Raw genomic sequence first — 26,955 nt, forward strand, 5'->3', positions numbered from 1 at the left:
GTTCAACTTGAGATTTAGCGGTAGGGCACGGGCAAAACACGCCCAGTGTCCGGGTCCGTCACACTCAAACACTCCACCCCGAAAACCTCATGAACCAACTCCACAGTCAGCACCTCAGGCGCCGGGCCCGCCGCAACAACCCGACCACGGTCAAGTGCCACAACGTTATCGGCAAAACGGGCAGCATGAGTCATATCGTGCAGCACCATCACAATCGTGCGGCCCGTACGCTTCAAGGCAACAACCTGATCCAAAATACCAAGCTGGTGGGCGGGATCAAGGTAGGTTGTGGGCTCGTCGAGAAGCAGAATTGGGGTCTCTTGCGCCACCGCCATCGCCACCCACACACGCTGGCGCTGACCACCGGAGATGTCGGTCGCGGGAACGTCAAGAAGCCCGCTTACCCCCGTCGTCTCAGCAGCTTTGACAATGGCTTGATGATCCCGCGGACGCAACGCAGCAAAGGGGCCCGTGTAGGGGTAGCGACCATAAGCAATAACCTCGCGCACCGTCACCCCCTCCGGGGTCGTCGGCTCCTGCGGCAAAAAAGCCACCGAGCGGGCGAACTCGCGCGGACGAAGCGTAAAAATGTTACGCCCACCCAAACTCACCTGCCCCTGCAAGGGCGGCAAATGACGCCCCAACGCCTTTAGCAACGTCGACTTGCCCGAACCGTTCGGCCCAACAAACACGGTGATTTCGCCTTGCGCAATCGTGACATCGACGCCGCGCACCACCGGATCATCACCGTAGCCCACGTGCAACCCGGAAGCTGTAAGTAAATCCGTCATGCTTTCCTTCCATTTCGGGCAGACAAACGCACCACCAAGGAGACAAAATAAGGCGCGCCGACAACCGCGATCAAAGCACCGACCGGAATTTCAGTAGGCGCAAACATCCACCGCCCAACCGCATCACACAGCGTCACCAGCACCGCTCCCCCCAGCGCCGAAACCGGGATAACCCGGCGCATCGCAGTGCCCACCAGCAAACGCGCCGCGTGCGGGACGATCAGACCGGCAAAACCCAGCACACCAGCCGCAGCCACCGCCGCCGCCCCGCACGCAATAGCGCACAACACAGCAATGGTGCGCCAGCGTGTTTCGGCCACACCCACCCCCTGTAAAGTGTCCGAATCAAGGTTGAGCATGTCCACGTGGCGCGAAATCACCAACGCAACCACCACGGCAGCGAGGATGACGGGGCCGGTGACGAAAGCGTCGTTAAGCGTGCGCGCATATAACGAACCTTTCAGCCACGTCATCGCGGCACCCGCCTCGGGAGCGGCGCGCACCAGCAACAACTGGGTCAGCGCGCCAAGACCCACAGAAACCGCCACACCCGTCAACGTCAACCGAATCGGATCTCGCGCAGCACGCCCCGCCAACACCAACACCAAGCCCGCGCCACAGCACGCACCCACAAAAGCAATCGGAGTAAGAGCCTGCGCAGGCAACGCACCAAAGCCCAGCAAAGCAGCCACAGCGGCCAACCCCCCACCAGCGGTAACACCCACCGTGTCGGGTGCAGCAAGCGGATTGCGCAGCGCCACCTGCAGCAACGCACCGCTGACCGCCATCGCCGCACCCGCGAAAATGCCCACAGCCACGCGCGGCATGCGGTATCTCCACACCAGCTTCCCGCCGCCAAGAAACTGCTCGACCACCTCATCTAGCGGCATCATCACCGCCCCAATGGCCAGGCCAAGCAAAACACTGCCGATCAACAAAGCGATCAGCGTTGCCACAACTGTAAAAAAGCGCACCCCTAGACCACCTCCCTGCGCCTATTCACCAAGCGGCTGCGGCTTCGCTGGCGTGTACCAAGCCGGTTAATACCCCACAAAAGAAGCGGCACCCCGGCAAGGGAGGTAACCACACCCACCGGAGTTTCCGCTGGGGCCCACAGGGCCTGGGCGATCGCGTCGGCAACCAAAAGCACAGCCGCGCCGATCAGGGGCGCAAGGATAAGCAAGAAGCGGTGTCTCGGCCCGGCAAGACGCTCAGCCACCACGGCCGACATCAAACCCAAAAAACCGATCGGGCCAGCGGCGGCCACAGCGGGCGCGACCAGCAGCACGGCGAAAATTACCGCAGTCACCCTCATAATGCGCGGGCGCGCCCCCACCGAAGCGGCAGTGGCATCGCCTGCACCGAGCAGGTCGAAGCCGCGCGCGGCGACGAACGCAAGCGGCACCACCACCGCGACAGCGACCATGCTGGGCCAAATGTCGCCCATGCGCACCCCTCCCAAACGACCGGAAAGCCACGACAAAACGGTGGATAACTGCGCCTCGTCGAGCACCAGCACGATAGAGGTCAGGGCACTAAACAGCGCGGAGATCGCGATACCTAATAACACCATGCGCTGGATCGCGCCTGCACCGGAGGCATCACCAGAGCTCATCCCTAAGCCCACCCCTACTGTGATGGCGGCGGCGACGCAGGCGCCGGCCAGCGCGCCCGGCAGGACCACACCCGCGTTCGTGCCCAGCAGCGCGGTGGCGGTGACTGCGCCGAAAGCAGCACCGGAGTTCACACCGGTGATTTCGGGGTCCGCGAGCGGGTTGCGCGTGGCGGTGCGCAGCAGCACACCTGCCGCCCCCAAACTCATCCCAATAATGGTGGCTGAAAGGAGGCGGTCGCGGGCCACGGCGTGGACTTCACTAGCCAACTGCGGGGCGTTGTCCGGCACCACCACTGCCTGCAGCCGCAGCACCCACAACACAGCAATCAGCAAAATGCTCGCGAGGCAACTCGCGAGCACACGTGCGGGGATGCTCAGTTGCATTGACCCCGGTTATTTCTGGGCGGTTTCGATGATCTGGTCTAGCATGGCCTCGGCTGCCAGGGGTCCACGGGCGCGCGACCAAGTGTCTTGTTCAACCTCGACGATGTTGTCCACCACGGAGGCGTAGGGGCTGGATTTAAAGCCCTCAATGTCGTTGTAGAGGAAGACCACGTCGAGGTTCATCTCGGGCAGTTTGTCACCGGTTAGCTCAGCGACATCGGTTTTGGATTCGATATTGGAGCGCTCGCCGGTGTAGCCGTAGTCATAGCCGGCGTCGGTCAGCAGCGAGCCGGAGAAGGACTGGTCAATCCAGGTGTAGAGCGTGTCATTGGACCATCCAACGAGAGCGGCGCGGGTGCCGGGCTGGACGGCGTTTTTGGCTTGGTCCACCTTGTCTAAGATGCGGGTGCGTACTTCGTCTGCCTTCTCGGGGGCGTCGCCGCCGATGAGCGCGGCGATTTCGTCCATGGAGTCGAGAACGTCGATGTAGGTCGCATCGGAATAGGCTTTCGTCTCTGCGATCTCGGACAGCTGCGGCATGATCGCTTCGTGGCGGGTGGGGCTAGCCAGGATGAGATCTGGTTCGAGAGACTGGATGACTTCCAGGTTCGGCTGTTTCGCCTGGCCGACGCTGGTGATTCCGGTGAGCTGGCCGGCCAAAGTGGCCGGTTCCGTCGATTGGCCGATCTCAACGATGCCGACCGGTTCCACGCCGATAGCTACCAGGATTTCTTCGTAGCGCCAGTCGAGGGCGACAACGCGCGGGGTTTCCGTGCCTGACCGCATTCGTGGTTCGCTTGTCGGTTCTGCTTCGTCCGCCCCGGCGCACGCCGTGAGCATGACGGCGCCCAGGAGGGCGACGAAGAAGGCGGCAAGTTTGGCGGAGAGGTTTCCGTGTTTTTGCATGCGCGAAATCTTACACGGATTAGGTCAACCTAAGCAAGGGTGGCCTAACTTAATTTTTGTGCTGGAGTTCGCCGTAGATCGCAGTGTTCGTTTCCTGCCATAAAGGCTTAGCCCAGTCGCCGAACTGCCGGTCGCTCAAAACCACCATCGCCTGCCGGCCCGGGACGACCCACAGGTAAGTCCCCGCCATGCCGAAATGCCCGACGGTTTGCGCCGGCATATTATCGCCAGTCCAATGCGGCGATTTCTCCCCCTTGATTTCAAAACCAAGACCCCACGGGCAGGGCGTTTGCATGCCGTAGCCGGGAACAACGCCGCGCAGCTCACCAAATTGATTGCGGAAGGCTTCCCGTAGGGTCTGCTCGCTAAGCAGCATCGGTTGCACAAGCTCGGCGGCAAAAGATCGCAGATCGCTTAACGACGCTTTCCCCTCGTGCCCCGGCGAACCATAAATCTGCGCCGAGTTCATCCCGAGCGGAACAAAAACTGCCTCCCGGACGTAATCGGCAAAGCTCATCCCCGTCTCCTGCTCCAGCAGATCGCCCAAGATCTCGAAACCTGCCGAGGAGTAAATGCGTCTTTCCCCCACGCCGCGCTGCGGCTCACGCGAGTCGAAGCCGACACCGCTGGCATGCGCCAACAAGTGGCGTACCGTGGCGCCCTGCGGCCCGGCTGGGGAGTCAAGCTCCAGTGCTCCTTCTTCCACCGCAAGCAAAAAGGCATAAGCACTGAGCAGCTTGGTGACACTCGCCAACTCGTAGACCCGGTCCTCATCGCCCACGCTCGCCTCAGTGTCGCCGACGAGTGCGGCGCAGACATTGTCTACCGGCCAATTGCTCAAATGCGCACGCAAATCCATGGGCCCGATGCTACGTCTGCGAAGCAACCGGGGGTGTGCAGCACAACCCCCCGAGCGCAACGATGGCTACTTCCACTGCACAACGACGGTGTAGTCACTCATCGCGGTGCTTTGAGTCAACGCTTCCCCGTGATTGCGCAAAAGCTCCTCAGTACGAACCGAAGCACGGTCAAGGAGGCCATTGTCGACGGCTTCCTGTTGCGCCACCTCCTCCTCAGCGGCGAGGAAACCAGAAACATCCTCAAACCTCAACTGGTTAAGCGGGTTGAGCGACTGATCCATCACAGCAATCGAACCCGGGTCGATGGTCGTGTCAATGACCCCAACCTCAGGAGCTGCAATAGTAATAGTGCGCTCCAGGTCGTCGACGGTGACGTCGATAAGCTCGGCATTTTTGATGCCCGCGGTCACGCGCCCTTTATACGTAATCAAGAAGTTCTTGCCGGTAAACGGCAAAGTAGAGAGTGTCCGATAGTTTGTGTGCGGGGGTTTGGTTTACAAGTACTCCGCGAATCGGTTGGGGTATGCCACAGCTAGTTGGTTGATGGCTTGCTTCCAGCCATTGGCCTTTGCTCCTTCAACATACCCGTTGCACTCAACGGCGCGCTTGGCTTGCTTCGAGCGTTTGGCAGCGCGTTTGTCTTCGATGTTGCAAATCATCAGCCAAAGCGTCTTCACAGCCGCTGTATCGTTCGGGAACTGGCCCCGATTCCGGGTAGCTTTGCGCAGCTCAGCGTTAAGTGACTCGATCGAATTCGTGGTGTACAACACCTTGCGCGCTGCTGGCGGGAACTGCAAAAACGGCACGAACCGTTCCCACGCATCACGCCACACCTTCACCGACTGCGGGTATTTCTGGCCAAGCTCAGAGGTTTCGAACGCATCTAAGCTGGCACGGGCGGTATCTTCGTTTGCGGCCGTGTAGATCGCACGTAACGCGCTGGAGACAGCTTTTCGGTCCTGATAGGACACCCACCGGTTCGCCGCCCGGATCAGGTGCACGATGCAGGTCTGCACCATCGAATTCGGCCAGGTCGCCTCCACGGCTTCCGCTAAGCCTTTAAGCCCATCACAGCAGACGATGAAGACATCCTGGACGCCACGGTTGGCCAGATCTGCGCACACCGATGCCCACAAGGCGGCGCCTTCATTATCAGCAATCCACAAGCCCAGGATGCGCTTGATACCGTCGATGTCGATGCCCACCGCCATGTAGCACGCCTTGTTGACTACACGGTGGCCATCGCGGATCTTCACGCGTAGCGCATCAAGGAAGATTACTGGGTAAAACTCGTCGAGCTGACGGTTCTGCCAGATCATGACCTCGTCTAAGACTGCATCGGTAATGGTGCTGATCGTATCCGGGCTCATATCCACCCCCAGGGTGGACCCAAGATGGTGCTGAATATCACGCACTGTCATCCCACCGGCGTACAGCGAGATGATCATGTCATCGAGCTCTGTCAGCCGGCGTGCGCTATTGGGCACCATCTGGGGCGTAAACGTGCCGCAACGATCCCTGGGTACAGTCACTTCCAACGTGCCGTAACCAGAGTTAACCGTCTTGGTGTACGACCCGTTGCGGTGGTTACCACCCTGTGTTGGTTCAACCTGGGCCTTCATCTTCCGGTCGGAATGACGGTAGCCCAAATGGGCATCCATTTCCGCCTGCAGACCAGCGTTAATCGACGCCTGCAACAGACCTTTGACCAGGTCACTGGCGTCACCGGTGGACGTCGACAACTCGCCAATCAGCTTGGCGAGCTCAGGATTTTCCATCAGCTTCTCGCTGATCTCGTTGACCTTGTCCTGGTCATGGTTTTTCTTCGTTGTCACCGTTGTCATTATCGGTGAAACTCCTTCTGTATCAGAGCCTCACACACAAACTTCCTGACACCCTCGTTCTTGCCGGTAAACGGCAAAGTACGCCCAACGAACTGATAACCTTGCTCATCGAATTTACCCACGCGAGAAAAGGCGTACTCCTCAGTGGCGAGTTCAGCAATCTCATTGAAAGACGAACCCAAAGACTCAGCAGTAATGGTCTGCTTGCCGCGACCGAAAAGCTCAGGACGCAACATCACAGCAGCGACCGCCAGCGCAACCACAAGCGCAACAACCGCCAACACCACAACACCACCACGGCGCACAAGAGCGAGCATCAACCCACCTCAACATCCCTTGAACTACACACAAACAATTAACTGTGAACTGTACACAGAAAACCTACATCCCTTTGCCAGAAAGATGCCCTAAGTGCTACAAAATGTGACCGAGCGCATAGGGTGGGAAACACTTCCCTCCCCCTTTGACCCCGACCAGGAAGACTCCCATGTCAGGTTCCACGCAAACAGCCCCAACCCACCCCGAGAAGAAACCACCACAAGAAACAGCTGGCTTCCTCGGCGTCGTAGAAAAGCTAGGCAACAAACTTCCCGACCCCTTCTGGCTGTTTATCATCCTCTCCGGCCTCGTCGTCATCACCTCCCGGATCGGCTCCGCAGCCGGAATGCAAGCCGAAGACCCCGGCACCGGCGAACTAATCAAAGTTGAATCACTCGCCACCGAAGAAAACATCAAACGGATGGTCGCCGAAGCCGTCAACAACTTCATCACCTTCCCGCCCCTAGGCGTAATCCTCGCAGTGATGCTGGGTGTGGCCGTCGCCGAACAAACCGGGCTGCTCTCCGCCCTAGTGCGCGCCATGGTCGCCCGAGTCAGCCCCGTACTACTCACCTTCATGGTCGCGCTCGCCGGCGTCACCGGCTCAGTCGCATCCGACGCCATCTACGTCATCATCATCCCGCTCGGTGCCATGGCCTTCTACGCAGTAGGCCGCTCCCCCATCGTCGGCGCCATGGTCGCCTTCGCCGCATCCTCCGCAGGCTTCAACGCCTCACTGATCCTCAACATCACCGACCTTCTACTCGCCGGCATCTCAACCTCAGCAGCCGAAATCGTCGACCCCGACTATCAAGTCTCACCCGTAGCAAACATCTTCTTCGTCATCCCCTCAGCTATCGTCCTAGCCCTCATCATCACCGCAGTAACCGAACTATTCGTCGACAAGAAAGCACGCCAGCTTATCGACCACGACGACCTCGAAGAAGACGAACTGACCTTCGACAACGCCACCGAAGGCGACAGACCAGCCGACGCAACCGACGACGATTTGTCGCTGTCGCCCACCGAGTCCAAAGCACTCGCCTTATCCGGTGTGGTGCTGCTAGTCTTCCTGGCCGCATTCTTCCTCCTGCTGTTCGTGCCGGGCTCACCCCTAGCCAACCCAGACGAAGGCTTCATGAAATCCCCGCTGATCACAGCCATCGCAGTACCAATCTCACTGTGCTTCTTCCTCTGCGGCCTCACCTACGGACTAACCGCACACACCATCACCTCCAGCGCCGACATCCCCGACATGATGGCCAAAGGACTAAAGACCCTGCTCCCAATGCTGGTGCTATTCTTCGCCGTCTCCCAATTCCTCGCCTGGTTCAAATGGTCAAACCTCGGGGCATGGACCGCAATCCGCGGCGCCGAACTACTCCAGCGCTGGGACCTCCCAGTCATACTGCTCTTCGCCGGATTCGTCCTCATGGTCGCACTGATCAACCTGCTACTGACCTCCGGCTCCGCCCAATGGGCACTCATGGCACCCGTAGTCGTGCCGATGATGATGTACGTCGGCGTCTCCCCCGAAGTCACACAAATGCTATTCCGCATCGGCGACTCACCCACCAACATCATCACCCCGATGTCACCCTACTTCGCCCTCGCCCTGACCTTCCTCCAGCGCTACTACAAAAAAGCCGGCGTGGGCACCCTCATGTCCCTCGCCCTGCCCTACTCCATCGCCATGGTCGTCGGCTGGTTCATCTTCTTCATCATCTGGTACTTCCTAGGCATCCCACTTGGCCCAGGCTCACCAATGACCTACGAAGGCTAAATAGTTGTGCGGGCCCAGCCGCGCTCACCGGAAGGTGGGCCGGGTTAGGCAAGTGTGCAGGGAGCGCTCCCAGTAGAACTGACCTCTACCAGGGTCGGTGGGCTCATCCCCGCTCACGCGGGGAGCACACACATCCATGAGTACTCCCCTGTCACTTGTGGGGCTCATCCCCGCTCACGCGGGGAGCACCAAGGACGCCGCCGCGGGAGACAACGAAGCCGGGGGCTCATCCCCGCTCACGCGGGGAGCACACACATCCATGAGTACTCCCCTGTCACTTGTGGGGCTCATCCCCGCTCACGCGGGGAGCACTCCACGCTGAGTGCCTATGCCAATGGCAGGACGGGCTCATCCCCGCTCACGCGGAGAGCACCCATTTTCCAGCTCTAGCGCGAGGCTGGCACGCGGCTCATCCCCGCTCACGCGGAGAGCACGGGCTAAACGAGCGTATAGACCATCTGGAGTCGGGCTCATCCCCGCTCACGCGGGGAGCACTCAACCAGCTCACGGATCTGTCGACTGACCGCGGGCTCATCCCCGCTCACGCGGGGAGCACGCAGGTCGGTCTCGATCAGTTGTGCGATACCCAGGCTCATCCCCGCTCACGCGGGGAGCACTGGTCGCCTGGTCAGAGTTCCGAACAGGACCCGGGCTCATCCCCGCTCACGCGGGGAGCACTATCGGTTCAGTGGAGTGGGGCTGGAGGGGTGGGGCTCATCCCCGCTCACGCGGGGAGCACTATCGGTTCGGTGGAGTGGGGCTGGAGGGGTGGGGCTCATCCCCGCTCACGCGGGGAGCACGAGGAGGTCACGCCGTTCTCGCTGGTCACGGCGGGCTCATCCCCGCTCACGCGGGGAGCACCAAACACCAGGTGCGAGATTGTCGCCTCCACCCGGCTCATCCCCGCTCACGCGGGGAGCACGCGTGATGCGCTACACCGCCCCCTCTGGCAAGGGGCTCATCCCCGCTCACGCGGGGAGCACTCCGGTCTCTTGGTAGCTCATTTAGTACTCTCCGGCTCATCCCCGCTCACGCGGGGAGCACGATTCCGCACCCTGCTCGATCTCACCTCCGCTGGGCTCATCCCCGCTCACGCGGGGAGCACGCGAGTACGACGCCCTGTGGTACGCCGCCTGGGGGCTCATCCCCGCTCACGCGGGGAGCACCAACACCTGCGGTAGCGGCGCCGACCTTGAGAGGGCTCATCCCCGCTCACGCGGGGAGCACCTGTCCAGCCAGTTGCATACCGCCCCGGACGGGGGCTCATCCCCGCTCACGCGGGGAGCACCACGACGGTTCACCGCGCCCTGGGGGTGCTGCGGGCTCATCCCCGCTCACGCGGGGAGCACGGTGGGGCCGCTGCGGCTGCGTCGCACCCGCAGGGCTCATCCCCGCTCACGCGGGGAGCACCTCAGCTTCGGTCGCTGGGCTGGCGGTTCCATCGGCTCATCCCCGCTCACGCGGGGAGCACTTTGTGTGCGGGGTGCCATTGAACCTCGCTAGAGGCTCATCCCCGCTCACGCGGGGAGCACTGCAGCGGCGGTGGCTTGGTGCTCGGCCTCAGCGGCTCATCCCCGCTCATGCGGGGAGCACGCCGGATCAATCCCCGACAAATCCCACTCCCTCAGGCTCATCCCCGCTCACGCGGGGAGCACGTGGTCATGCGGCTGTCCTTTCGGGTTGTGGGCGGCTCATCCCCGCTCACGCGGGGAGCACTGTCCTACGGCGTATCCGGCAGCCCCAACACGGGGCTCATCCCCGCTCACGCGGGGAGCACTCTGATTTCTGGACGTCGCCATGCTGGGGTAGGGGCTCATCCCCGCTCACGCGGGGAGCACGGAATAGAAATCATTAATCTGCCGCACCGCGACGGCTCATCCCCGCTCACGCGGGGAGCACACGATGGAAGATCGTGCACGCCTTCGTATTCAGGGCTCATCCCCGCTCACGCGGGGAGCACTGGTCCTTTCGGGGTTGTGGACTTGCGCCCGTCGGCTCATCCCCGCTCACGCGGGGAGCACATCTCGAGTGCGATCAAGTCACGGAACATCATGGGCTCATCCCCGCTCACGCGGGGAGCACTTCTGTGCCCTCGAAGCACTGGGCCCGGTGTTGGGCTCATCCCCGCTCACGCGGGGAGCACTGACCCCGGAGCTAGTCGTGTCGAATGGGATGGGGCTCATCCCCGCTCACGCGGGGAGCACCAGCGTTGGTTGAAGAACGGAACGATGGATATGGGCTCATCCCCGCTCACGCGGGGAGCACCCGTCCTCGATGCTGATCCCGTCGTCGGCTGGCGGCTCATCCCCGCTCACGCGGGGAGCACCGCCAGGGACGATCTGCGTCGTGCAGCGATCGCGGCTCATCCCCGCTCACGCGGGGAGCACTTAAGGAGCTCAGTGGTGAGGTTGACCAGCAGGGGCTCATCCCCGCTCACGCGGGGAGCACTCTTGTCAGGGCCTTCAAAAGCAATGAGCATGGGGCTCATCCCCGCTCACGCGGGGAGCACCCACCCAACGTACGCAGTAGTGTGGCAAAGGCGGGCTCATCCCCGCTCACGCGGGGAGCACTGGTGTGTTCCTGTCTTGCTGACACTCTTTAAGGGCTCATCCCCGCTCACGCGGGGAGCACTCGTGTTGTCGGGTTTTACGCTGACCCATCAGGGGCTCATCCCCGCTCACGCGGGGAGCACGCGCTTGATTTGCCGCGACCGCCTTTTAAAACGGGCTCATCCCCGCTCACGCGGGGAGCACCCTGGGTGAGGCTATTAGTCGATGGTGAAATGCGGCTCATCCCCGCTCACGCGGGGAGCACTAGACGCACCGGAAGGGCAACTTTTTGAACTGCGGCTCATCCCCGCTCACGCGGGGAGCACTGGAATGCCCGCGCACCGAGCGTTCACCAGCAGGGCTCATCCCCGCTCACGCGGGGAGCACTACAGACTCGTTCACATCGGTCGCGCTCACAGCGGCTCATCCCCGCTCACGCGGGGAGCACGCGCAGCCTGTCCCGCCGACGGAGGGAACTCTGGGCTCATCCCCGCTCACGCGGGGAGCACCAGCCGCGCCGAGAACTGGGTGCCCTTCCCCAGGGCTCATCCCCGCTCACGCGGGGAGCACGCAAGTCGGGGTGGGTTGATCTGGAACGAATCGGGCTCATCCCCGCTCACGCGGGGAGCACCTCGCTGAGGATGGGCGCCCTGTCCTTGCGTCGGGCTCATCCCCGCTCACGCGGGGAGCACGTTTTCGAGCGGCCTGTTCTTCCTCGTGCAAAAGGCTCATCCCCGCTCACGCGGGGAGCACACCAGCGGATGCACGCGATTGCGCTTGACCCTCGGCTCATCCCCGCTCACGCGGGGAGCACATGTGCGATAAGATCGTCCTTGTGCCAGCGGGGGCTCATCCCCGCTCACGCGGGGAGCACGGCAAGTATGGATTGACTGGTGGAGCATCATAAGGCTCATCCCCGCTCACGCGGGGAGCACTGTTTAGTCATTGAGGAACTCCTCTAGTCGCTGGGCTCATCCCCGCTCACGCGGGGAGCACCCAAGGGCACCAAACTTGTCGTGCATGGCAAGCGGCTCATCCCCGCTCACGCGGGGAGCACTACCCGCCGCTACCTGGCGGACTTCATCACCGGGGCTCATCCCCGCTCACGCGGGGAGCACCCCGACAAGATCGACGGCACGTATGCCGCGATGGGCTCATCCCCGCTCACGCGGGGAGCACGCAGATAGGGAAAACCCTGGGCAGACGCATTCGGGCTCATCCCCGCTCACGCGGGGAGCACAGTGGATCTAATTGCCCCACAGCCTGCCGGGGGGGCTCATCCCCGCTCACGCGGGGAGCACCCCCTTGCAGGATGAGTACGTTGTGCTTGGTATGGCTCATCCCCGCTCACGCGGGGAGCACTAATCAATAGAGACATTGTTTCCATTGCTTACAGGCTCATCCCCGCTCACGCGGGGAGCACTCTTCTTCTAACCCATCAAGTAAGAACATACTGGGCTCATCCCCGCTCACGCGGGGAGCACGGCACCGGCATCCCCAGTGAGGTGCTGGTGCCCGGCTCATCCCCGCTCACGCGGGGAGCACTGAAAATAGGGCGTGCTGGTACAGCAAAGACCGGGCTCATCCCCGCTCACGCGGGGAGCACGCTTGTGGAGACCGGATTCATCCAATCTAAACCGGCTCATCCCCGCTCACGCGGGGAGCACGCGACTCCGAAGCCCTTCTGCTCTCTGCGTTAGGGCTCATCCCCGCTCACGCGGGGAGCACTTCCTGCGGGACATTCCACCGCTCTCTATACTGGGCTCATCCCCGCTCACGCGGGGAGCACTTCCTGCGGGACATTCCACCGCTCTCTATACTGGGCTCATCCCCGCTCACGCGGGGAGCACCGCCTGGAAACAGTTCAGCTCCCGCAGCTCGCGGGCTCATCCCCGCTCACGCGGGGAGCACGGGAGAGGTCTACAGCCAAACCCTCACCGATGGGGCTCATCCCCGCTCACGCGGGGAGCACGCACCGAAGTCAGAAAGATGCTGCGACTTATGGGGCTCATCCCCGCTCACGCGGGGAGCACGCGACTCCGAAGCCCTTCTGCTCTCTGCGTTAGGGCTCATCCCCGCTCACGCGGGGAGCACTCTATCGCCCCCAGTACGCAAAAATCTTCCGTGGGCTCATCCCCGCTCACGCGGGGAGCACTGGGGGTTAGTCCTCGTCTTCTTCGTCGTTGAGGGCTCATCCCCGCTCACGCGGGGAGCACGATTCCTCCTTGTTGTTGACGCTTGCACCCTCGGGCTCATCCCCGCTCACGCGGGGAGCACCCGATGGTGTGTTCTTTTTCGCGCAACGAGGAAGGCTCATCCCCGCTCACGCGGGGAGCACAGTCCCTCTGCCGCTGCCGCCGCCCCTTGTTCGGGCTCATCCCCGCTCACGCGGGGAGCACTGCACCGGACTATTGATTGCCTGACGGAAGGCGGGCTCATCCCCGCTCACGCGGGGAGCACTAATAATTCCCGCACATCTTCCAGATGCGCCTGGGCTCATCCCCGCTCACGCGGGGAGCACAAAGTTTCCGAAACGTGATGGGGCAGTATTCGGGGCTCATCCCCGCTCACGCGGGGAGCACCAAGTCGTAGCAGTGTACTATCCTCCTCAGGAGGGCTCATCCCCGCTCACGCGGGGAGCACGCAGGAGGTGATTGTGCATGGCATTGTCCTAGGGGCTCATCCCCGCTCACGCGGGGAGCACTACCTTAGTTACTACTCTAGTGAGGACAAGCTGGGCTCATCCCCGCTCACGCGGGGAGCACGTTCCCATTCGGTGACGAAACGGCGGACGCGGGGGCTCATCCCCGCTCACGCGGGGAGCACCCTGGAGAGAAAGGAAATATCACAATGACATTGGGCTCATCCCCGCTCACGCGGGGAGCACTCCACTGTTCCTTCAGTTCTTGAATAACTTCTTGGCTCATCCCCGCTCACGCGGGGAGCACTTCTCTAGACTGAGGAATTCCAGCAAGGGGTCTGAACCCCGGAAAGTGGACACGGAGTTTTAATCAGATGCGGTTTTGAGTATAGCTGTTTCGGAAGATTCAAAGGCGTTCGGCGAACGATAGCCGCACCTCGAGTGCAGGCGTTTGGTGTTGTAGCGACTGCACCATTGGAACACGTCCCGGCGACACACCAGCTGACTGGCGAAAACAGGTGCATCTTGAAGGACTTCCCGTTTCAACGTGGCGTTGAACGACTCCGCCAGAGAATTATCCGCGCTGGTACCAATTGCTCCCATCGATTGGGTAACACCGAGACGTTCACATAGTCTTCGGTACCGATCAGAGGTGTATACACTGCCATGATCGGAGTGGAAAATCGCTCCGTCAAGCCCGCCACGGATCCCGTAAGCCATCATCAAAGCCTCTTCAACTAACTCCGTACGCATGTGGACGGCGATCGCGAAACCGGTCAACTGCCGCGAGTAGCAGTCGATGACCGTCGCCAGGTACATATTCGACCCATCTGCAATCGGGAGGTAGGTGATATCGCCGACGTAGACCGTGTTTGGTTTCTCCGCGGTGAAACGGCGTGCGAGCAGATCCGGAAACGTCGGAGCGCGTTTCGCAGACACCGTGGTCTTTACGCGGCGTTTCTTGGTGTAGCCGAACAATTCCATCTGGCGCATCAGCCTGGCGGTGCGCTTGTGATTGAGGCGATCATCGCTGGTCGGATCCGAGTTGATGGCCGCTGTGATGCGTTTCGCCCCGTAACAGCCGTTCTCAGCTGTGAACACGGCCTTGATCCTCGCTCCCAGCGCCGCGTCAGCGACGAGGCGTCGCCGGCGGGCAGGAGCAGCAGATTTCCACTTGTAGTAGGAGGACCGGTTGATCTTCAGGACCTCACATAACCGCTTGACCTCGTAGAAGTCTCGGTGGTCATCAACGAACTGAAAGCGGTTCACCAGTTCGTCTCTTCCGCGAAATATTTGGCCGCCTTGCGCAGGATCTCTCGTTCTTCCCGTAGCGTGGCGTTTTCGCGTTCCAGCATGCGGATGCGTTCGGCATCGGAGAGTCCTTGAGCAGGAGTACGTTCGCTGTTGGCTGCGGCGATCGGGCTGGCGACTTTTTCACCGTTGGCGTTGGTTTTGGTGCCGGTGCCGAAGGCGTCGAGCCAGGTGCGCAGGGAGTTGCGGTTGACCCCGAGATCGGAGGCGATCGCGTTGATCGTGGCTCCAGGGGTCGACTCGTACAACGTCACTGCGTCACGCTTAAACTGCTCGGTGTAGGTCTTGCGTGGCATGGTGGAAAGGTACCTCACTTCCCCAGCGAAATGCTGGTTTCAGCGTGTCCACCACCAAGGGGTCAGGTCCGTCTACTCAACCATCGCCGATCAAGCACGTAGCCAATCCTGGACATTCGAGGAGTACCTCGCCGCCGTGCTATCTGTCGAAGCGACCGCCCGCGCGGAATCCGGAGCATCATTACGCGTCAAACGCGCCGGCTTTCCGGCCGTGAAAACCATCGCCGACTTCGACTTCACCGCACAACCCAGTATTGACCGCACTGAAATCGCACGCCTTGAAACCGGGGCCTGGGTCGCCACAGCTGAAAACGTCGTCCTGCTCGGCCCACCCGGAACCGGCAAAACCCACCTCGCCACCGCACTTGGCATCACAGCAGCGCAGCAAGGCTATCGCGTCCTCTTCGACACCGCCGCCGGGTGGGTAAACACCCTCACCGAAGCCCACAACACCGGCAAACTCGAAACGCTGCTGAAACGATTAAACCGCTACCACCTGCTCATCATCGACGAACTCGGCTACATTCCCGTCGAAGCTGACGCGGCGAACCTGTTTTTTCAACTCGTCTCCAGACGCTACGAACACGGCTCCATCATCGTGACCTCAAACCTAGCGTTTTCCCAATGGGCGCAATGCTTCGGCGACATCACAGTAGCCACCGCCATGGTCGACCGCATCGTCCACCACGCCAAAATCTTTCAACACCGAGGAGTAAGCCACCGCATCAAAGGACGCGAAATACCCGCACCAACAACCCCCTCACCAACCCCACATCAGGCACAATAACAACGACCACACTGGGCTACATTTCAAAGAGCGCCAGTGGGCTACATTTCGAAGAGCGCTCACACCACTTTTCCAACGCGGCACTGATGAATTCAGGCCCGTTATCCATCCGCAGCACCCGAGGCCGCCTACCACGGGTCAGGGTGATGACATCGAGCAATTCAGTGACCGTTGAGGCATCGATGCGGCAGTCAACGATAAACCCAATATGTTCACGGGTGAACTCATCAATAACGTTGCAGACCTTGAAGGCGTGTCCGTAGTAGTCGGAGTCAAACTGGAAATCCAGAGCCCACACATCATCCGGGCATGTCGCTGGCTCGACTCGCGGGGTCGGATCGTTGAGGTTCTTCGGTTTTGCCTTCTTTCGTGGCATTACCCTTAGTCCTTCTTGGCGCCATAAGCGGCGAACAGCATCACGGCCGACGTCAAAGCCTTCGTCACGGGCTTTAACCCAGGCCCTCCGATAGCCCCACCGGGGAAAGCTAGCCGACCAGGCGTTAAGCCAGAGCCGCAGGTCGGCGTATTTATCAGTCGTCGCCGGATTCTTAGCTAACTGCTGGGACCGTTGAAATGAGCTTCGAGAAACCCCCACAATCAGGCACGCCCGACGCTGGGATAGACCCATCGCCTCGATGAGGTGACCGACAGCGTCATAGCGCCTCGTGGGGTTTAGAAGTTTCCCTCAGCCAACTCCTTGAGCGCAGCCTTCTCCAACTCGGCTTCGCCCAACAACTTCTTGAGCTTGGCGTTTTCATCACGCAGCGCTTTAAGCTCCCTGGCTTGAGTTCGGTCCATCTGCCCGTACGTCTTCGACCACCGAGCAAGAGTTGCCTCACTGATCTGTAGCTGACGAGCCACATCGGCGTTGGTCTTACCTTCCGCCTTGAGCTTGGTAGCTTTCTCGAGCTTGACCACAATCTGTTCCGGGGTGTGTTTCTTAAACTTCTTCATCATTGACCATCTTCCTACCCCACAGCGGGGCAATCCTGAAAGACACTCAAGTCAAGTGGCCCGAAAAACGCAGCCCAGTCCAGGCCCACCCGAACTACTACACGTTTCTTTAAAAAGTTCGGGACTAGCCTTTACATGTTAAAGCGTTCGAACAGCGTCTGCGAATGATTGAACATCACCAATTGGGACACGGTGGAGGTTCCCGCGCCCTTCATGCATATCGAGAACAGGAAGGTCGAAGCTGACGCACGATAGTCCACACGACAACGACTCGGCGATAGAATAGCCGAAAGACTCCATCAAAGAGGTCGACAAATACGCGCCGCCGGCATCGCGAGCGGAACGGTATAGGTTAGCCATATCAGGCTGAGAAAGGTTCATGTATAGAAGAACGCGATCTCGCACCCCCATAGCGTCGCACTCGGAGAAGAACCGATTGGCGCGCAAAGGGTCGTGTTCCAGGCTGACGACGAAGACCCCAACGTAATTCGTGGGGAGCTGCGCAAGTGCCCTAATTGCGTATTGATAGCCCTTATCCCTGTCGAATCGCCCAACCCAGACCAAAGGTTTTAAGCCCGCTGAGCTCAAAGTTTCATCATGCGCGAAAAAGTCCGACACACCCTGCGGCGAAAACAAACCGTGATCAACCAGATTAGGGCACACGAATAGCCTTCGACGTACGCGCCGCGGTAGCAGGTCCGCAACCTTCTCCTGCATCATTACCGACGGCACAAGGATCGAACTGAGTCGATCGAAGTCAAGGACCGACATCTCATTTTCGATCACAGTCATGTTCGAAGAATGGAACTCATAGGTGATGGCGAGCCCATCGTCCTCCGCCAAAGCATTAGCAATTTTGGGAGAGCTAAGGATATTAATTTCTTCATAGTCGACCCGAGTTACAAGGTATTTCAAAAAACTAATCGCGCGATCTTCCCGGACAATGCGAACATTGATGTTGTCCATATCGCGAAAGCTCGATAAACCACCCCGGTCGTTGTAAAAAACAACGTCAAACTGAGTTTGCCTCTCGCTCGCCGCGCGTCCGCGGATCACGGAGGTCACTCCCCCCTTGGAGCAGTTAGGATAAACTATCAGTTTCCGCATTTCGAATTCCAGCTCTCTCATTACTTATCCAAAAATCCTGGCGGCTATTTCCCCTGCCCGGTAGTCCCATGTTGCGGTTTCCAGGAAAGAATTAAGGGTGCTGAGCTCAGCAGAAGTCATCTCCTCAGATAAAGCGCCCTCTATAGCATTCACGAATTCATCAACACCCCTATATACCCATGTCGACGGATATTTTTCCACCATTCCCATCGGTGCTGTCACGCACCGCAACCCCCCAAGCGAAATACTCATAGATCTTGTTCGGGTCCACAGATCGGGTCAATGGAATGTCCGCGAAAGGAATTAGTCCAACCTTCCAACGGTGCACGGTTTGGATGAGTTCTTCATGCGTTTTTGGCCCCAGGTATGACACGTTGGCCGGTAGTGTGAGTCCATCAGGCATTCCGTGTCCGACAATCTCGAAGTTGATGAAAGGGCAACGCTTAGCAGCTTCGAGAACTAGAGGCCAATCAAACCAACTAGGCGTTAGATGACCAACGTACCCAACCGTTGTGGAGGAATTGCGTGCAAGCATTGCCTGTTCGGTCCGCAACTCTCTAGCGACATCTAGAGTCGTCTGATTAACCGCATTCGGGCTAACACTGTGATCCTTTATGTGTGGGTAGAGCGAGATGAGTTTCTCATCAAGTGCAGAACTAACACTTATAACCGAATCAACAATACGCAGGATTTGCCGTTCGAGTTGCGGATCGTACCACTTCGAGTAGCCGACTCGGTTGAATTCTTCCATGTCATCACGACATTCATATATCGTGGTCCACCCAGACGTTTTTAGCCGCTGCGCCGCGGTAACGCTCTGAATACTCGGCAATGAAGAACAGATAAAAGCGCTATTTGTTGAATCTCGGAGTTCCAGGCTCAGCGCAATCATCTCGTCGAAGCCAGAACGTGGTACCTGCACAAGATTATCGTTAATAACCTGAGGAAACTCGTGCAGAGACCCAAACGGAACGAAAATAACCGCGATTCCCTGGCGGCTATAAGCGGCCGCGAGATTGTTCGGTCGCAGAGCCAAAGTATCGTGGCCCAGGGGAGGCGCAGTTGTGTCGATGATTAGCAGCTTTTGATTGGGAGGTAAATCCTTGAGAAACTCCCTCAGGTCAAAAAATTCGCTGACTGGGGCATCATGAGAAAATGGCCGCAGGAGTGTGACCTTGCTGCTCCCCCAATCCACGCCACTAATTCTCAGTTCCCGTGCGCGTGGTGGAACGCTGAGACTAAGGTCAAACTCTGTTTCCTCCTCCGGCCCTTTAGGAAAAGAAAGGTACGCGCCGAACTTAGCGCTTTGAGGCAGGTCAGCGTTTCCCAGCAGCTCATTTCCCGCTTCATCGAAGAAGTGGGCTTTAAGGGGAACAGTGGCCTTCTGCTCTTTTTGTGGAACGTATGTGGTGTGAAGGTTGAGAAGCGAAGTCCCCTGCTCGACCGGAATCGACTGATAGAAGTCCGGTGAATCGACCGGGATGTAGGCTCCAGAAGGCCATTGGTGGACAACTTTTCCCTCGTCAAGGTTCTGTACCAGGATATTTCCAAGAACAAAGGTTTCCGTTCCGGACTTCCACTGCTTTCCAATCAACACCAGTGTTTCTGCTGATTCGGGCACAACCAAATCAATTCGATCCTGCACTAAGCCTTCATCTTCTGCGGTGGAAAGATAGAAGTAGTGTCCGACTTGCTCCGAATGATGGCTCCATCCGTCCAAAGCAACCTCATCGCCTTCGGAATTCTGGAACTCGAAAGCGATTAGCGCCTCACGGGGCTTATTTGAACTCGAGTAAGACTCTACGAAGATAGAGATTCGTTGAGATGACGCTACGCTTTCCCTGCAAGCAACTTCCGAAACCGGAAGCTTAGGCACATTCGAAAGCTGATGTTGCTCCACGTATTACTCCCGTACAAGTCGTTTTTCACTCAAACCGACCCGGATGGCGTTTGGGCGGTTCAATCCTCTCGATGATGATACAGGATATAAGAACGCATTTCTCAGGTTGCATACCGGGCTTTTGTAGACGTCGGTACCCAATGACCGACTTGGAACAAAAGAAGGGCTGGTCCCCGAAGCAGCTCTGAGAGATTTGAGGCGCTTACGAAAACGCACTTAAGTGGGGCCACCGGGGCTCGAACCCGGGACCAGCGGATTATGAGTCCGCGGCTCTAACCGACTGAGCTATAGCCCCTTTGCAGCGAGAAAAACCTCCAAACGCTGCTATTCCAGAATATGCAATACTCAAACAAACACCAATTCGCTTTCCCCGATGCAAAGTGAAACCTGCTGGGCAAACAACGCTATTGGGCAATCAACCGCAGGATTCGATTCAAAACTTGTTCCTCGGCCATGCCCGATACCGCCTCTCGAAGTCGCTCGGCCTGAGCTGGAGAGTTCTTGTTTTTAAGGATTGCATCCACTATTTCATTAGTGTTGCCATACAGCCATTCCGTTGGATAAATGCGGTCGGCACCGGGCCAATTAAGAGCAAAGGGCACGGCACCTGAAGCTGCTCCATCCGCGATAGTTAGGTGAAAGGACTCAAAATCACTCACGGAAAGGACAATGCCTACGCTCTCATACCACGAATTCATATCCGAACCGAAGCCGTCGAAAACAACCGCACCGGGGTATTTTCGGTTAATCTCCTCGATTCTCCTGTACTGATCTTTAAAGTACCGCATCTCCTCCGGCCTATTTTTCATCCAAGGGTAATCCTCCGGAGTTTTTCCTTTAATGCGTAGCTTGTATTCCGGGTCCTGTGAAAGCAGGCCGCTCAGGATGTCCACAGCCCGATCAAGACGCTTCGACTGGGGAACTATGCCTACCATTCCAAGAGTCTTCGCAGCCCTCGGCACCTTCGGCTTGGCCAGCCCCTTCAAATTGACAGCGTTCGGGATAACTACTGTCTTCTCTTGCGGAATACCATGGCTGTGTACAGCCGCCGCTCGGATGAGATCACCGACGAAAATAAAGGCGTCTACGACTTCGCTGGCTATCTCTTTCAAGTACGGGCGAAAGAGCTCCTGCGAGTGAACTCTAACGAACATTTTCTGTGTAGCTCGAACTCGTTGCGAATACCAAACAGCATTGCCAAGGCCCCATTCACAAAAGACAATATCCGCCTTTGCCAGCAGCTCCTCGGATTGGCTTTCGTTATGAGCAGTGTGGCTCTCCCACTCGTCTTTGAGAACGTGTGCTCCGGCTTTTTCAAGTGCAGCTAGCAGAGACTGAGCAAATTTAAGGTCATGGCCGGCAACCACTACTACTTTTCCGTGCAAATCGTCGGAAATTTGCCCGGGCGCCTTCGGAGGAGGATCATTCGCGAAAGGCGCGGTAATGACTACTTCTCGGTCGATTACGGGGGAGTTGTCTTGACTTGGATGAGCTGGTCGAATCAGCTCAGCAACCAGTTCGTAGGTTCCGCGCCCGTTCTTGTCAGCCTCGTCTCGCATTTCAACAACGGGGTCATCTATAGCGAAGAACTTCGGAGAACGGACGTGGACCGCGGTGAACTCCCCAAAACGCATTGGAAGTAAAACGTCTTCAGCCCACGTACGACCGGAATTCTCATTGAACTGTACTGCGAAAACGTCCCCGCAGCTTGGCACATCCTGCGCGGTTGAAAGAACTTTTACACCGTGCGCTTCAAGGAAGTGCTCTTCAGATTCGGTCAAACCACTCCGTAGCACGGCCAGCGGAGGGACAGACTGGCTAATGCAGGCCCTTAATGTTCGCTCGCGCGCTTCATCGGAGGCATGGTTGGGCATGAACTGTGCGACGTAGCGGGCCCCTTCTAGGCCGCGAACCGCAATGCCAGCAGTTCGCACTAGGATCGGCAATGCGGATTCAGTGGTGTGGGAACGATAAATCGTCCGCATTTGACGCCAGATTTCCTCAAGTCGGCTAGATGGGATGCGCGTCCAGTGATACAACCATGCCCTGTGGTCCTGGTCCGAGTTAGAGTGCGCGATATTCGACCCTATTGTTTCGGCAATTCCTCTGCCGTAGGCGCTTAGCACCAATCCCCCACACGCCGCGATTTCCACCACCCGACGGGAGAACATGGTCGGTGAATTCAGCACGGAGTTGACATTGAGGTGGGCAAAATGAGTTCTGTACGACTTGACCACTTCCTGGTAAGGAAGTGCACCACTCACGAAACTTTGATACTCAACCGGGAATGTATAAGGGGAGTCAGGGATAGATGCCTGCCGGTCATAGATTTCCAGTGGGTAGTTCGAAGCTTCAACAAGTAGCTTTTTTAAGGACGATGAGCGTTCTTTGTAGCGATCCCCGTAGTAGGAACCTGCGTAGGCGATCGAACGGTGGAAAGGGCGATCCGTCGGCAGAGGATTATGCAGTGCAGGCTGTGCATAAAACGGCAGTGCCGAGATCGTCTGGTTTCTCTGTCCCGGGGTCTGATGATACCGAGGAATCATGTTGGCATCCGTGGTAAGCACGTGGTCAAATAGAGCCGCATTTGGGGCGAACCGCGAAAAGTGGACTGGGTCCTCCTTGTTCCAAAATACGGTTGTTATCCCCCGTTCTTGGGCCGCTTTCAAAATCTTCCTCAAGTCTGCGCTTTCATCGTCGGAGTAATGCCCCACTCCCCGATGCCACTGTCCTCCATTTCCTTCCCAGGCGGACTCAACTAGGAGCATGTCGAGTGGAGGTTCGCTGTCAATTTGTTCACGCCAACGGTTCCTCTCGATAACTGTGATGTGAAAAGCCGACTCCAGCGTTGCGCGGGTGAACTCATCCGCAATGACTCCAACACGTAGATCACGGACGTAGCGAGGGGGGTTCCCATCCCTTAAAGCTTGATGATAATTGGAACGTGCAACGCCATGGGCGCTACGCATTCTCTCTCCGAGCCTTGCCCAAGAGCGTTCTGTGACCACCCATAAACGTGCGCTACGGCCAAGATCTAATCGAAGATCCTGATCCTTAATTAGTCTGCTGAGAACGCGCGCCAAGTCTTTCGGATCTCCAGCCCGGAAAACCAGGGCTCTTTGCTCGTTGCTTCCTGCTTGGTCGAGGTTCGGGGCGACGTCGGAAAGCACCGTAGCTCGGCCAGCAGCGAAAGACTCTAGCGGCTTGAGGGCACTGACTAATTCGGTGACTGGAGTTGATTTTCGAGGGCAACAGACGATGTCGAAAGTTGAATGCAAGCGAGGCATTTCATCTTGAGGAAAACGCCCCAGGAAAAGAGCATCTTTTTTTGTCAGCCCTAGCTGGGCAGCCTGCTTTTTAAGGTCACCTTCCGCCGCTCCTGAGCCAGCAATGACGACCTGGTGTTCTACCCCCTGTTTCTTGAGTAGAGCTGCGGCCTCCAACAAGACGTCAAGTCCCTCATAATCGACGATGGAACCGGCAAAGCCAATAACCGGGACTTCCCTAGAGATACTCCTTGCAGACGCATAGCCTTCATCACGCGGAAACGGAAGAAAAGAGTCTGGATCAACGGCATTTGGTGCGAGATCAATTTTTTCGGCCGGAACACCTCGAGCAACCAATTCATCCTTCACCTGCTCGGTAATCGCAAACACCCGATCAGCTTCAGATGCGACGAATGACTCGATGCGACGCATTTCAGCGAATCTTTCCGTCCCTTCAAAACCAGGTTTCAAAGATGCCTCTGTAAACTCCCACAACCCTCGCACCTCATAGACGAAAGGCACCCCTACCTTTCTCGCAGCAATCAGTGCTGCGAGCGCGGTCCGGTAATTGGATGCAGCCTGAATGATGGAGGGACGCTGACGTCTGGCTTCTCGCACAAAGGCATCGGCGCACTGCAGCACATAGCGATCGAAAGGATCGCGGTTAAGGTTTCCACCGGTGAGGTGAACATAAGGGATCGAATCGAGTTCCTGGACGTAGCGAATAGGCTTAGGCTTAACAACATCCGCCTTTGAATCCCACGGATACCCTGATCGTGCGACAACGACAACATCTAAACCACTGCTCTGAAGCCCGCGGGCGACACCCCGCGTACGTGTGGAGTACCCATTTGAGTTGAACACTGGTGTCTGATGGACGAAATACAACACTCGCGCTGGTTCCGGCACATACGCCGGGCCTTCACTTCGCGCTGGGATCTGGTTGTGCACATCGAACCGCGCCTCACCAAGAATCCTTTCCGCCAGGATCCTAACCTTGTCCGAGGATTGTGCGAGAAGGTCCTCCTGAGCTTCAATGAGCTCTGCTGCTGCACCAATTTTTCCTTCTCGATACCACAGTTGGTTGAGCTGTTTCTCAAAAGAATGAGAGTCATGCTGATTTCCGGCGGGGGTGACTCTTTCCGTTCCCTCAACTTCTTTGGTTTGGTTTGCTGGCTTTTGGGGCTCGATGGCAAGCGTAGAAGCTTTTCGGGACAATCCAGCCTTGAGCCTTTTATTGCCAGTGGTGAGAAGTGACCCGAGAGTACCTCTCGTCCTGACGAGGGCTCGCGTTGTTTCTTCTTTCGGGTTGCGGGCGAGACGACGCGAAAAGTTCACGGGAGCCACTAGTGCTTTTCCCAATCGCATAGTCTTGGATTCGCGCAAGTTCTGCAACTGCGTTTTCGCTTGTTTGTAATCGCTTTGCAAAGCTGAGTTCTTCTTTTTCAGCTCCGCCAGTCCTCGCTCTGCCTGTTGAAGCTTCTTGAGGGCGTCATTGCGGGCAGTTTCCGAGCGCACCAATGCTTCCGCTTTTTCTTCCTCATTGAGCTGAAAAAACTTGGCGTAGGGCCCGCGCCGGTCCGCAACAGCTTCTGCTAGACGCATCTTCTTTAACTCGTTCATACTCCGAGACTCATCCGAAAACACAGTCCACTCCTTGCAGATGCTAAACCCTCGTCTTATGTCCACCAGAATTCGCGAACTCCAACTCTGGCATCATTCGCGTCAATGTTAGTACGGGTTTTACCCGATGGCAGATAATCATTGCGGGCCCGATTCACGGCAAGAGCCGCAGGAGCCGAGGTTCGAACTTCCAAATATCATGTCTTCCACGTCTATTATCAAAAGAATGAATAGCCCTATCGATCTGGATGGCCCTAGCTATATCATTCTTTACGAAATTATGTTTTGCGACTACGAACTGGATCCTTCTGTTCGCAAACGTTTCATCCCGTCGTGGCTAAAAAACCTCCGACGTATGGCCGAGTTCCCGGTACCAGAAAGATGCGACCTCAAACTCATCGTGTATCTGTCGCGAGATAAAGTTGAGGAGCTTCGGGTGTTCGAGAAAATGAGAGCATCGCTTTCTCCATCCGATCAGAAGAAACTAATACTGGTTCAGTACGACCACCCTGCTGAGGGATACGGCTTTGCCCCGGGTGACCACCCAGACTTATGGAAAAACCCCAATAAGACAGGTCCTTACCGGGACCGCATCTTCTCACGCGCAATCGAAAACATCGACTTTTCCCCCTATGACCGAATCATCCGAGGGTCGATCGATGACGACGATTTCTTACTTCCCTGGCAATTCGAACAGTTTGTCACCGCCGCAAATATTGCATTCGAGGAGGGTAAAATTGTGGCGGCAGGCCTGAGCAACGAAGTGGTTGCGTACGTAGACAAGAAAACATCTGATGTGGTGGAGTTCACCCACCACATGCACGGCAATAAGATTTACGTGGCTAGTAAAGCAGATATGTCGAAGCTATCAGTTTTGAGCCCATGGAGTATTCCCGAGAGATTCGACGAAGAAAACCGAAGAAGAATGGCACGTGCGGGTGTCACTCTACGCACTCTTCGTGGGGGCAAACCTGGTTATATCTACTGCCGCTGGGGCAATAACCTCTCGCAATACGATAAGTCATCGTATTACGCACGCAAATTTGACTCTATTGATTACGACTCGATAGATCACTTAGTCGCTGAGTTGGACTGCCGATACGGAAACGCTTCCTCCCCCGAAGTTCAACAATTTGACGCCATTCATCTCCCCGAGGTTGAAGCACCTTCGGAAGAAGCTTCCGAGGGGTCTGTCCGGTTTTTCTATATCCCTCGCGATTGGTGCAACAGCGATGAGGGGTTCGTCGCGATATTCAAAGACCAAAGTGGCACGACCCTGGAATCCAAGGTTGTAGCGCCCGGAATCTATTATCGCTTGGATTTACTCCCGCAGGTCGGCTCACATACAGGGCCTAGGTTCGGATTCATTCAAGTTCGAAAGCAAGACGGGCAACGAGTAGAGCTGCCTGGGCGGGGAAATCTGGCAAATGCCGATTTCGTTGAAAATTTTACGTTGAACGACTGGTTCCGTCCACTAGAGTCTTTCAATGAAGGAACGCAGATTCGCTTTTCGACGTCCCTTCGAACGCTTTCTTGGACGCACCGAAAGCAGACGGAGAAGCACATAAGCGATCTCTCATCTGAGCTTGCGTTCTTGTCCGCGAAGGACGTTCAAAGTAAGGGACCTACGCTGCTTGACACTGCCCTTGCCTCAGCCGAGCAACTGCCTTTGTTCTTCGTCCGGTTCTTGACCGCTGCGCGCACCGCCGCCCAAACAATCGCAGCTACAGGCAGTAAAGACCACCTTCTTCGCGAGGGGGTCAGCAGAGTCCTTCACAATGGGTGTAATGTATCGGTCAATTTTCGCCCCGCTCCGACCAAGCCACTCGTCGTGGTCCTGCACGGAGCCAAAGCCAAGGAAGTCACGCTTCCTTACCTTCCTGGGGAGGGTCTGGTGTCGGACCTTGATGTGGCATTGCTTTCCATTTCCGATCCCTCTTTCGACGTCTTTCCGCAACTGTCTATTTCCTGGTGGACTGGGCTGCGTTTTTCGGGCCACTTGACTTGAGTGTCTTTCAGG

17 protein-coding genes, 1 tRNA gene and 1 CRISPR repeat array are annotated in these 26,955 nt (G+C 57.8%); of the genes, 3 read left to right on the top strand and 15 right to left on the bottom strand.

What is annotated here, in order from left to right; all coding sequences use genetic code 11:
• Window positions 1–14: 14 nt before the first annotated feature.
• The 8 genes from VLL26_RS05615 to VLL26_RS05650 form a co-directional block, all read right to left on the bottom strand.
• A complete protein-coding gene (locus tag VLL26_RS05615; protein WP_342318158.1) occupies window positions 15–791 on the bottom strand; it encodes an ABC transporter ATP-binding protein in 777 nt (258 codons plus the stop codon).
• Complete coding sequence (locus VLL26_RS05620; RefSeq protein ID WP_342318159.1) at window positions 788–1,765, bottom strand: FecCD family ABC transporter permease; 978 nt, start codon at window positions 1,763–1,765, stop codon at window positions 788–790. Before VLL26_RS05620 ends, VLL26_RS05615 begins: the two co-directional genes overlap by 4 nt.
• 2 nt (window positions 1,766–1,767) lie before the next feature.
• Window positions 1,768–2,790, bottom strand: coding sequence for a FecCD family ABC transporter permease (locus tag VLL26_RS05625; protein WP_342318160.1), 1,023 nt, complete (start codon window positions 2,788–2,790; stop codon window positions 1,768–1,770).
• A 9-nt stretch (window positions 2,791–2,799) separates the two neighbouring features.
• Entirely contained in the window at window positions 2,800–3,696 is an 897-nt protein-coding gene (locus tag VLL26_RS05630) for an ABC transporter substrate-binding protein (RefSeq protein ID WP_342318161.1), read from the bottom strand.
• Window positions 3,697–3,745: 49 nt separating this feature from the next.
• A complete protein-coding gene (locus tag VLL26_RS05635; RefSeq protein WP_342318162.1) occupies window positions 3,746–4,555 on the bottom strand; it encodes a serine hydrolase domain-containing protein in 810 nt (269 codons plus the stop codon).
• Window positions 4,556–4,621: 66 nt separating this feature from the next.
• Window positions 4,622–5,011 carry a DUF4230 domain-containing protein gene (locus VLL26_RS05640; protein WP_342318163.1) on the bottom strand — a complete coding sequence of 130 codons (390 nt, stop codon included), beginning with the start codon at window positions 5,009–5,011 and terminating at the stop codon, window positions 4,622–4,624.
• Window positions 5,012–5,050: 39 nt separating this feature from the next.
• Window positions 5,051–6,400, bottom strand: coding sequence for an IS256 family transposase (locus tag VLL26_RS05645; protein WP_342318164.1), 1,350 nt, complete (start codon window positions 6,398–6,400; stop codon window positions 5,051–5,053).
• Window positions 6,400–6,717, bottom strand: a complete 318-nt coding sequence (locus VLL26_RS05650) for a hypothetical protein (RefSeq protein ID WP_342318165.1) — start codon at window positions 6,715–6,717, stop codon at window positions 6,400–6,402. The genes VLL26_RS05645 and VLL26_RS05650 overlap by 1 nt, the downstream gene beginning before the upstream one ends.
• A gap of 170 nt (window positions 6,718–6,887) precedes the next feature.
• On the opposite strand from VLL26_RS05650, the gene VLL26_RS05655 reads away from it, so the two are divergent.
• Complete coding sequence (locus VLL26_RS05655) at window positions 6,888–8,501, top strand: AbgT family transporter (RefSeq protein ID WP_342318166.1); 1,614 nt, start codon at window positions 6,888–6,890, stop codon at window positions 8,499–8,501.
• A 100-nt stretch (window positions 8,502–8,601) separates the two neighbouring features.
• Window positions 8,602–13,998: direct repeats of the CRISPR family, unit length 28 nt; unit sequence GGCTCATCCCCGCTCACGCGGGGAGCAC.
• Between the two features lie 59 nt (window positions 13,999–14,057).
• On the opposite strand, the gene VLL26_RS05660 is transcribed toward VLL26_RS05655, so the two are convergent.
• Window positions 14,058–15,298, bottom strand: a protein-coding gene (locus VLL26_RS05660) for an IS3 family transposase (RefSeq protein WP_342318167.1) whose coding sequence is annotated in 2 segments (ribosomal slippage) — window positions 14,058–14,971 and window positions 14,971–15,298 — 1,242 coding nt in all. Because the reading frame shifts where the segments join, the coding sequence is not laid out codon by codon here.
• On the opposite strand from VLL26_RS05660, the gene istB reads away from it, so the two are divergent.
• Window positions 15,297–16,085: an IS21-like element helper ATPase IstB gene (istB, locus tag VLL26_RS05665; RefSeq protein WP_342318168.1), complete on the top strand. Its 789-nt coding sequence runs from the start codon at window positions 15,297–15,299 to the stop codon at window positions 16,083–16,085. The genes VLL26_RS05660 and istB overlap by 2 nt on opposite strands.
• A gap of 16 nt (window positions 16,086–16,101) precedes the next feature.
• Here the strand turns inward: istB and VLL26_RS05670 are convergent, their stop codons facing one another.
• From VLL26_RS05670 to VLL26_RS05695, 6 genes are all read right to left on the bottom strand, one after another.
• Window positions 16,102–16,713 (bottom strand): DDE-type integrase/transposase/recombinase, encoded by a 612-nt coding sequence (locus VLL26_RS05670; protein WP_342318169.1) that lies wholly within the window; start codon window positions 16,711–16,713, stop codon window positions 16,102–16,104.
• 44 nt (window positions 16,714–16,757) lie between these two features.
• Entirely contained in the window at window positions 16,758–17,042 is a 285-nt protein-coding gene (locus tag VLL26_RS05675) for a transposase (protein ID WP_342318170.1), read from the bottom strand.
• 135 nt (window positions 17,043–17,177) lie between these two features.
• Window positions 17,178–18,104 (bottom strand): glycosyltransferase family 4 protein, encoded by a 927-nt coding sequence (locus VLL26_RS05680; protein WP_342318171.1) that lies wholly within the window; start codon window positions 18,102–18,104, stop codon window positions 17,178–17,180.
• A 211-nt stretch (window positions 18,105–18,315) separates the two neighbouring features.
• On the bottom strand, window positions 18,316–20,046 hold the full coding sequence (locus VLL26_RS05685) for a hypothetical protein (RefSeq protein ID WP_342318172.1): 1,731 nt from the start codon (window positions 20,044–20,046) through the stop codon (window positions 18,316–18,318).
• A 221-nt stretch (window positions 20,047–20,267) separates the two neighbouring features.
• Window positions 20,268–20,341: transfer RNA gene (locus VLL26_RS05690), tRNA-Ile, on the bottom strand.
• A 109-nt stretch (window positions 20,342–20,450) separates the two neighbouring features.
• On the bottom strand, window positions 20,451–24,935 hold the full coding sequence (locus VLL26_RS05695; protein WP_342318173.1) for a glycosyltransferase: 4,485 nt from the start codon (window positions 24,933–24,935) through the stop codon (window positions 20,451–20,453).
• Between the two features lie 226 nt (window positions 24,936–25,161).
• Between VLL26_RS05695 and VLL26_RS05700 the strand changes: the two genes are divergently transcribed.
• Complete coding sequence (locus VLL26_RS05700; RefSeq protein WP_342318174.1) at window positions 25,162–26,943, top strand: hypothetical protein; 1,782 nt, start codon at window positions 25,162–25,164, stop codon at window positions 26,941–26,943.
• Window positions 26,944–26,955 lie beyond the last annotated feature (12 nt).

The organism is Corynebacterium sp. BD556 (assembly GCF_038452275.1).
GTDB lineage: Bacteria > Actinomycetota > Actinomycetes > Mycobacteriales > Mycobacteriaceae > Corynebacterium > Corynebacterium mayonis.

Bases quoted from the DNA above. Each gene is read 5' to 3' on its own strand.
- VLL26_RS05700 (WP_342318174.1), top strand. From the start codon at position 25,162: ATGAATAGCCCTATCGATCTGGATGGCCCTAGCTATATCATTCTTTAC.
- VLL26_RS05675 (WP_342318170.1), bottom strand. From the start codon at position 17,042: ATGATGAAGAAGTTTAAGAAACACACCCCGGAACAGATTGTGGTCAAG.
- VLL26_RS05655 (WP_342318166.1), top strand. From the start codon at position 6,888: ATGTCAGGTTCCACGCAAACAGCCCCAACCCACCCCGAGAAGAAACCA.
- VLL26_RS05695 (WP_342318173.1), bottom strand. From the start codon at position 24,935: ATGAACGAGTTAAAGAAGATGCGTCTAGCAGAAGCTGTTGCGGACCGG.
- VLL26_RS05630 (WP_342318161.1), bottom strand. From the start codon at position 3,696: ATGCAAAAACACGGAAACCTCTCCGCCAAACTTGCCGCCTTCTTCGTC.
- istB (WP_342318168.1), top strand. From the start codon at position 15,297: ATGGTGGAAAGGTACCTCACTTCCCCAGCGAAATGCTGGTTTCAGCGT.
- VLL26_RS05615 (WP_342318158.1), bottom strand. From the start codon at position 791: ATGACGGATTTACTTACAGCTTCCGGGTTGCACGTGGGCTACGGTGAT.
- VLL26_RS05625 (WP_342318160.1), bottom strand. From the start codon at position 2,790: ATGCAACTGAGCATCCCCGCACGTGTGCTCGCGAGTTGCCTCGCGAGC.
- VLL26_RS05645 (WP_342318164.1), bottom strand. From the start codon at position 6,400: ATGACAACGGTGACAACGAAGAAAAACCATGACCAGGACAAGGTCAAC.
- VLL26_RS05635 (WP_342318162.1), bottom strand. From the start codon at position 4,555: ATGGATTTGCGTGCGCATTTGAGCAATTGGCCGGTAGACAATGTCTGC.
- VLL26_RS05670 (WP_342318169.1), bottom strand. From the start codon at position 16,713: ATGGGTCTATCCCAGCGTCGGGCGTGCCTGATTGTGGGGGTTTCTCGA.
- VLL26_RS05650 (WP_342318165.1), bottom strand. From the start codon at position 6,717: ATGCTCGCTCTTGTGCGCCGTGGTGGTGTTGTGGTGTTGGCGGTTGTT.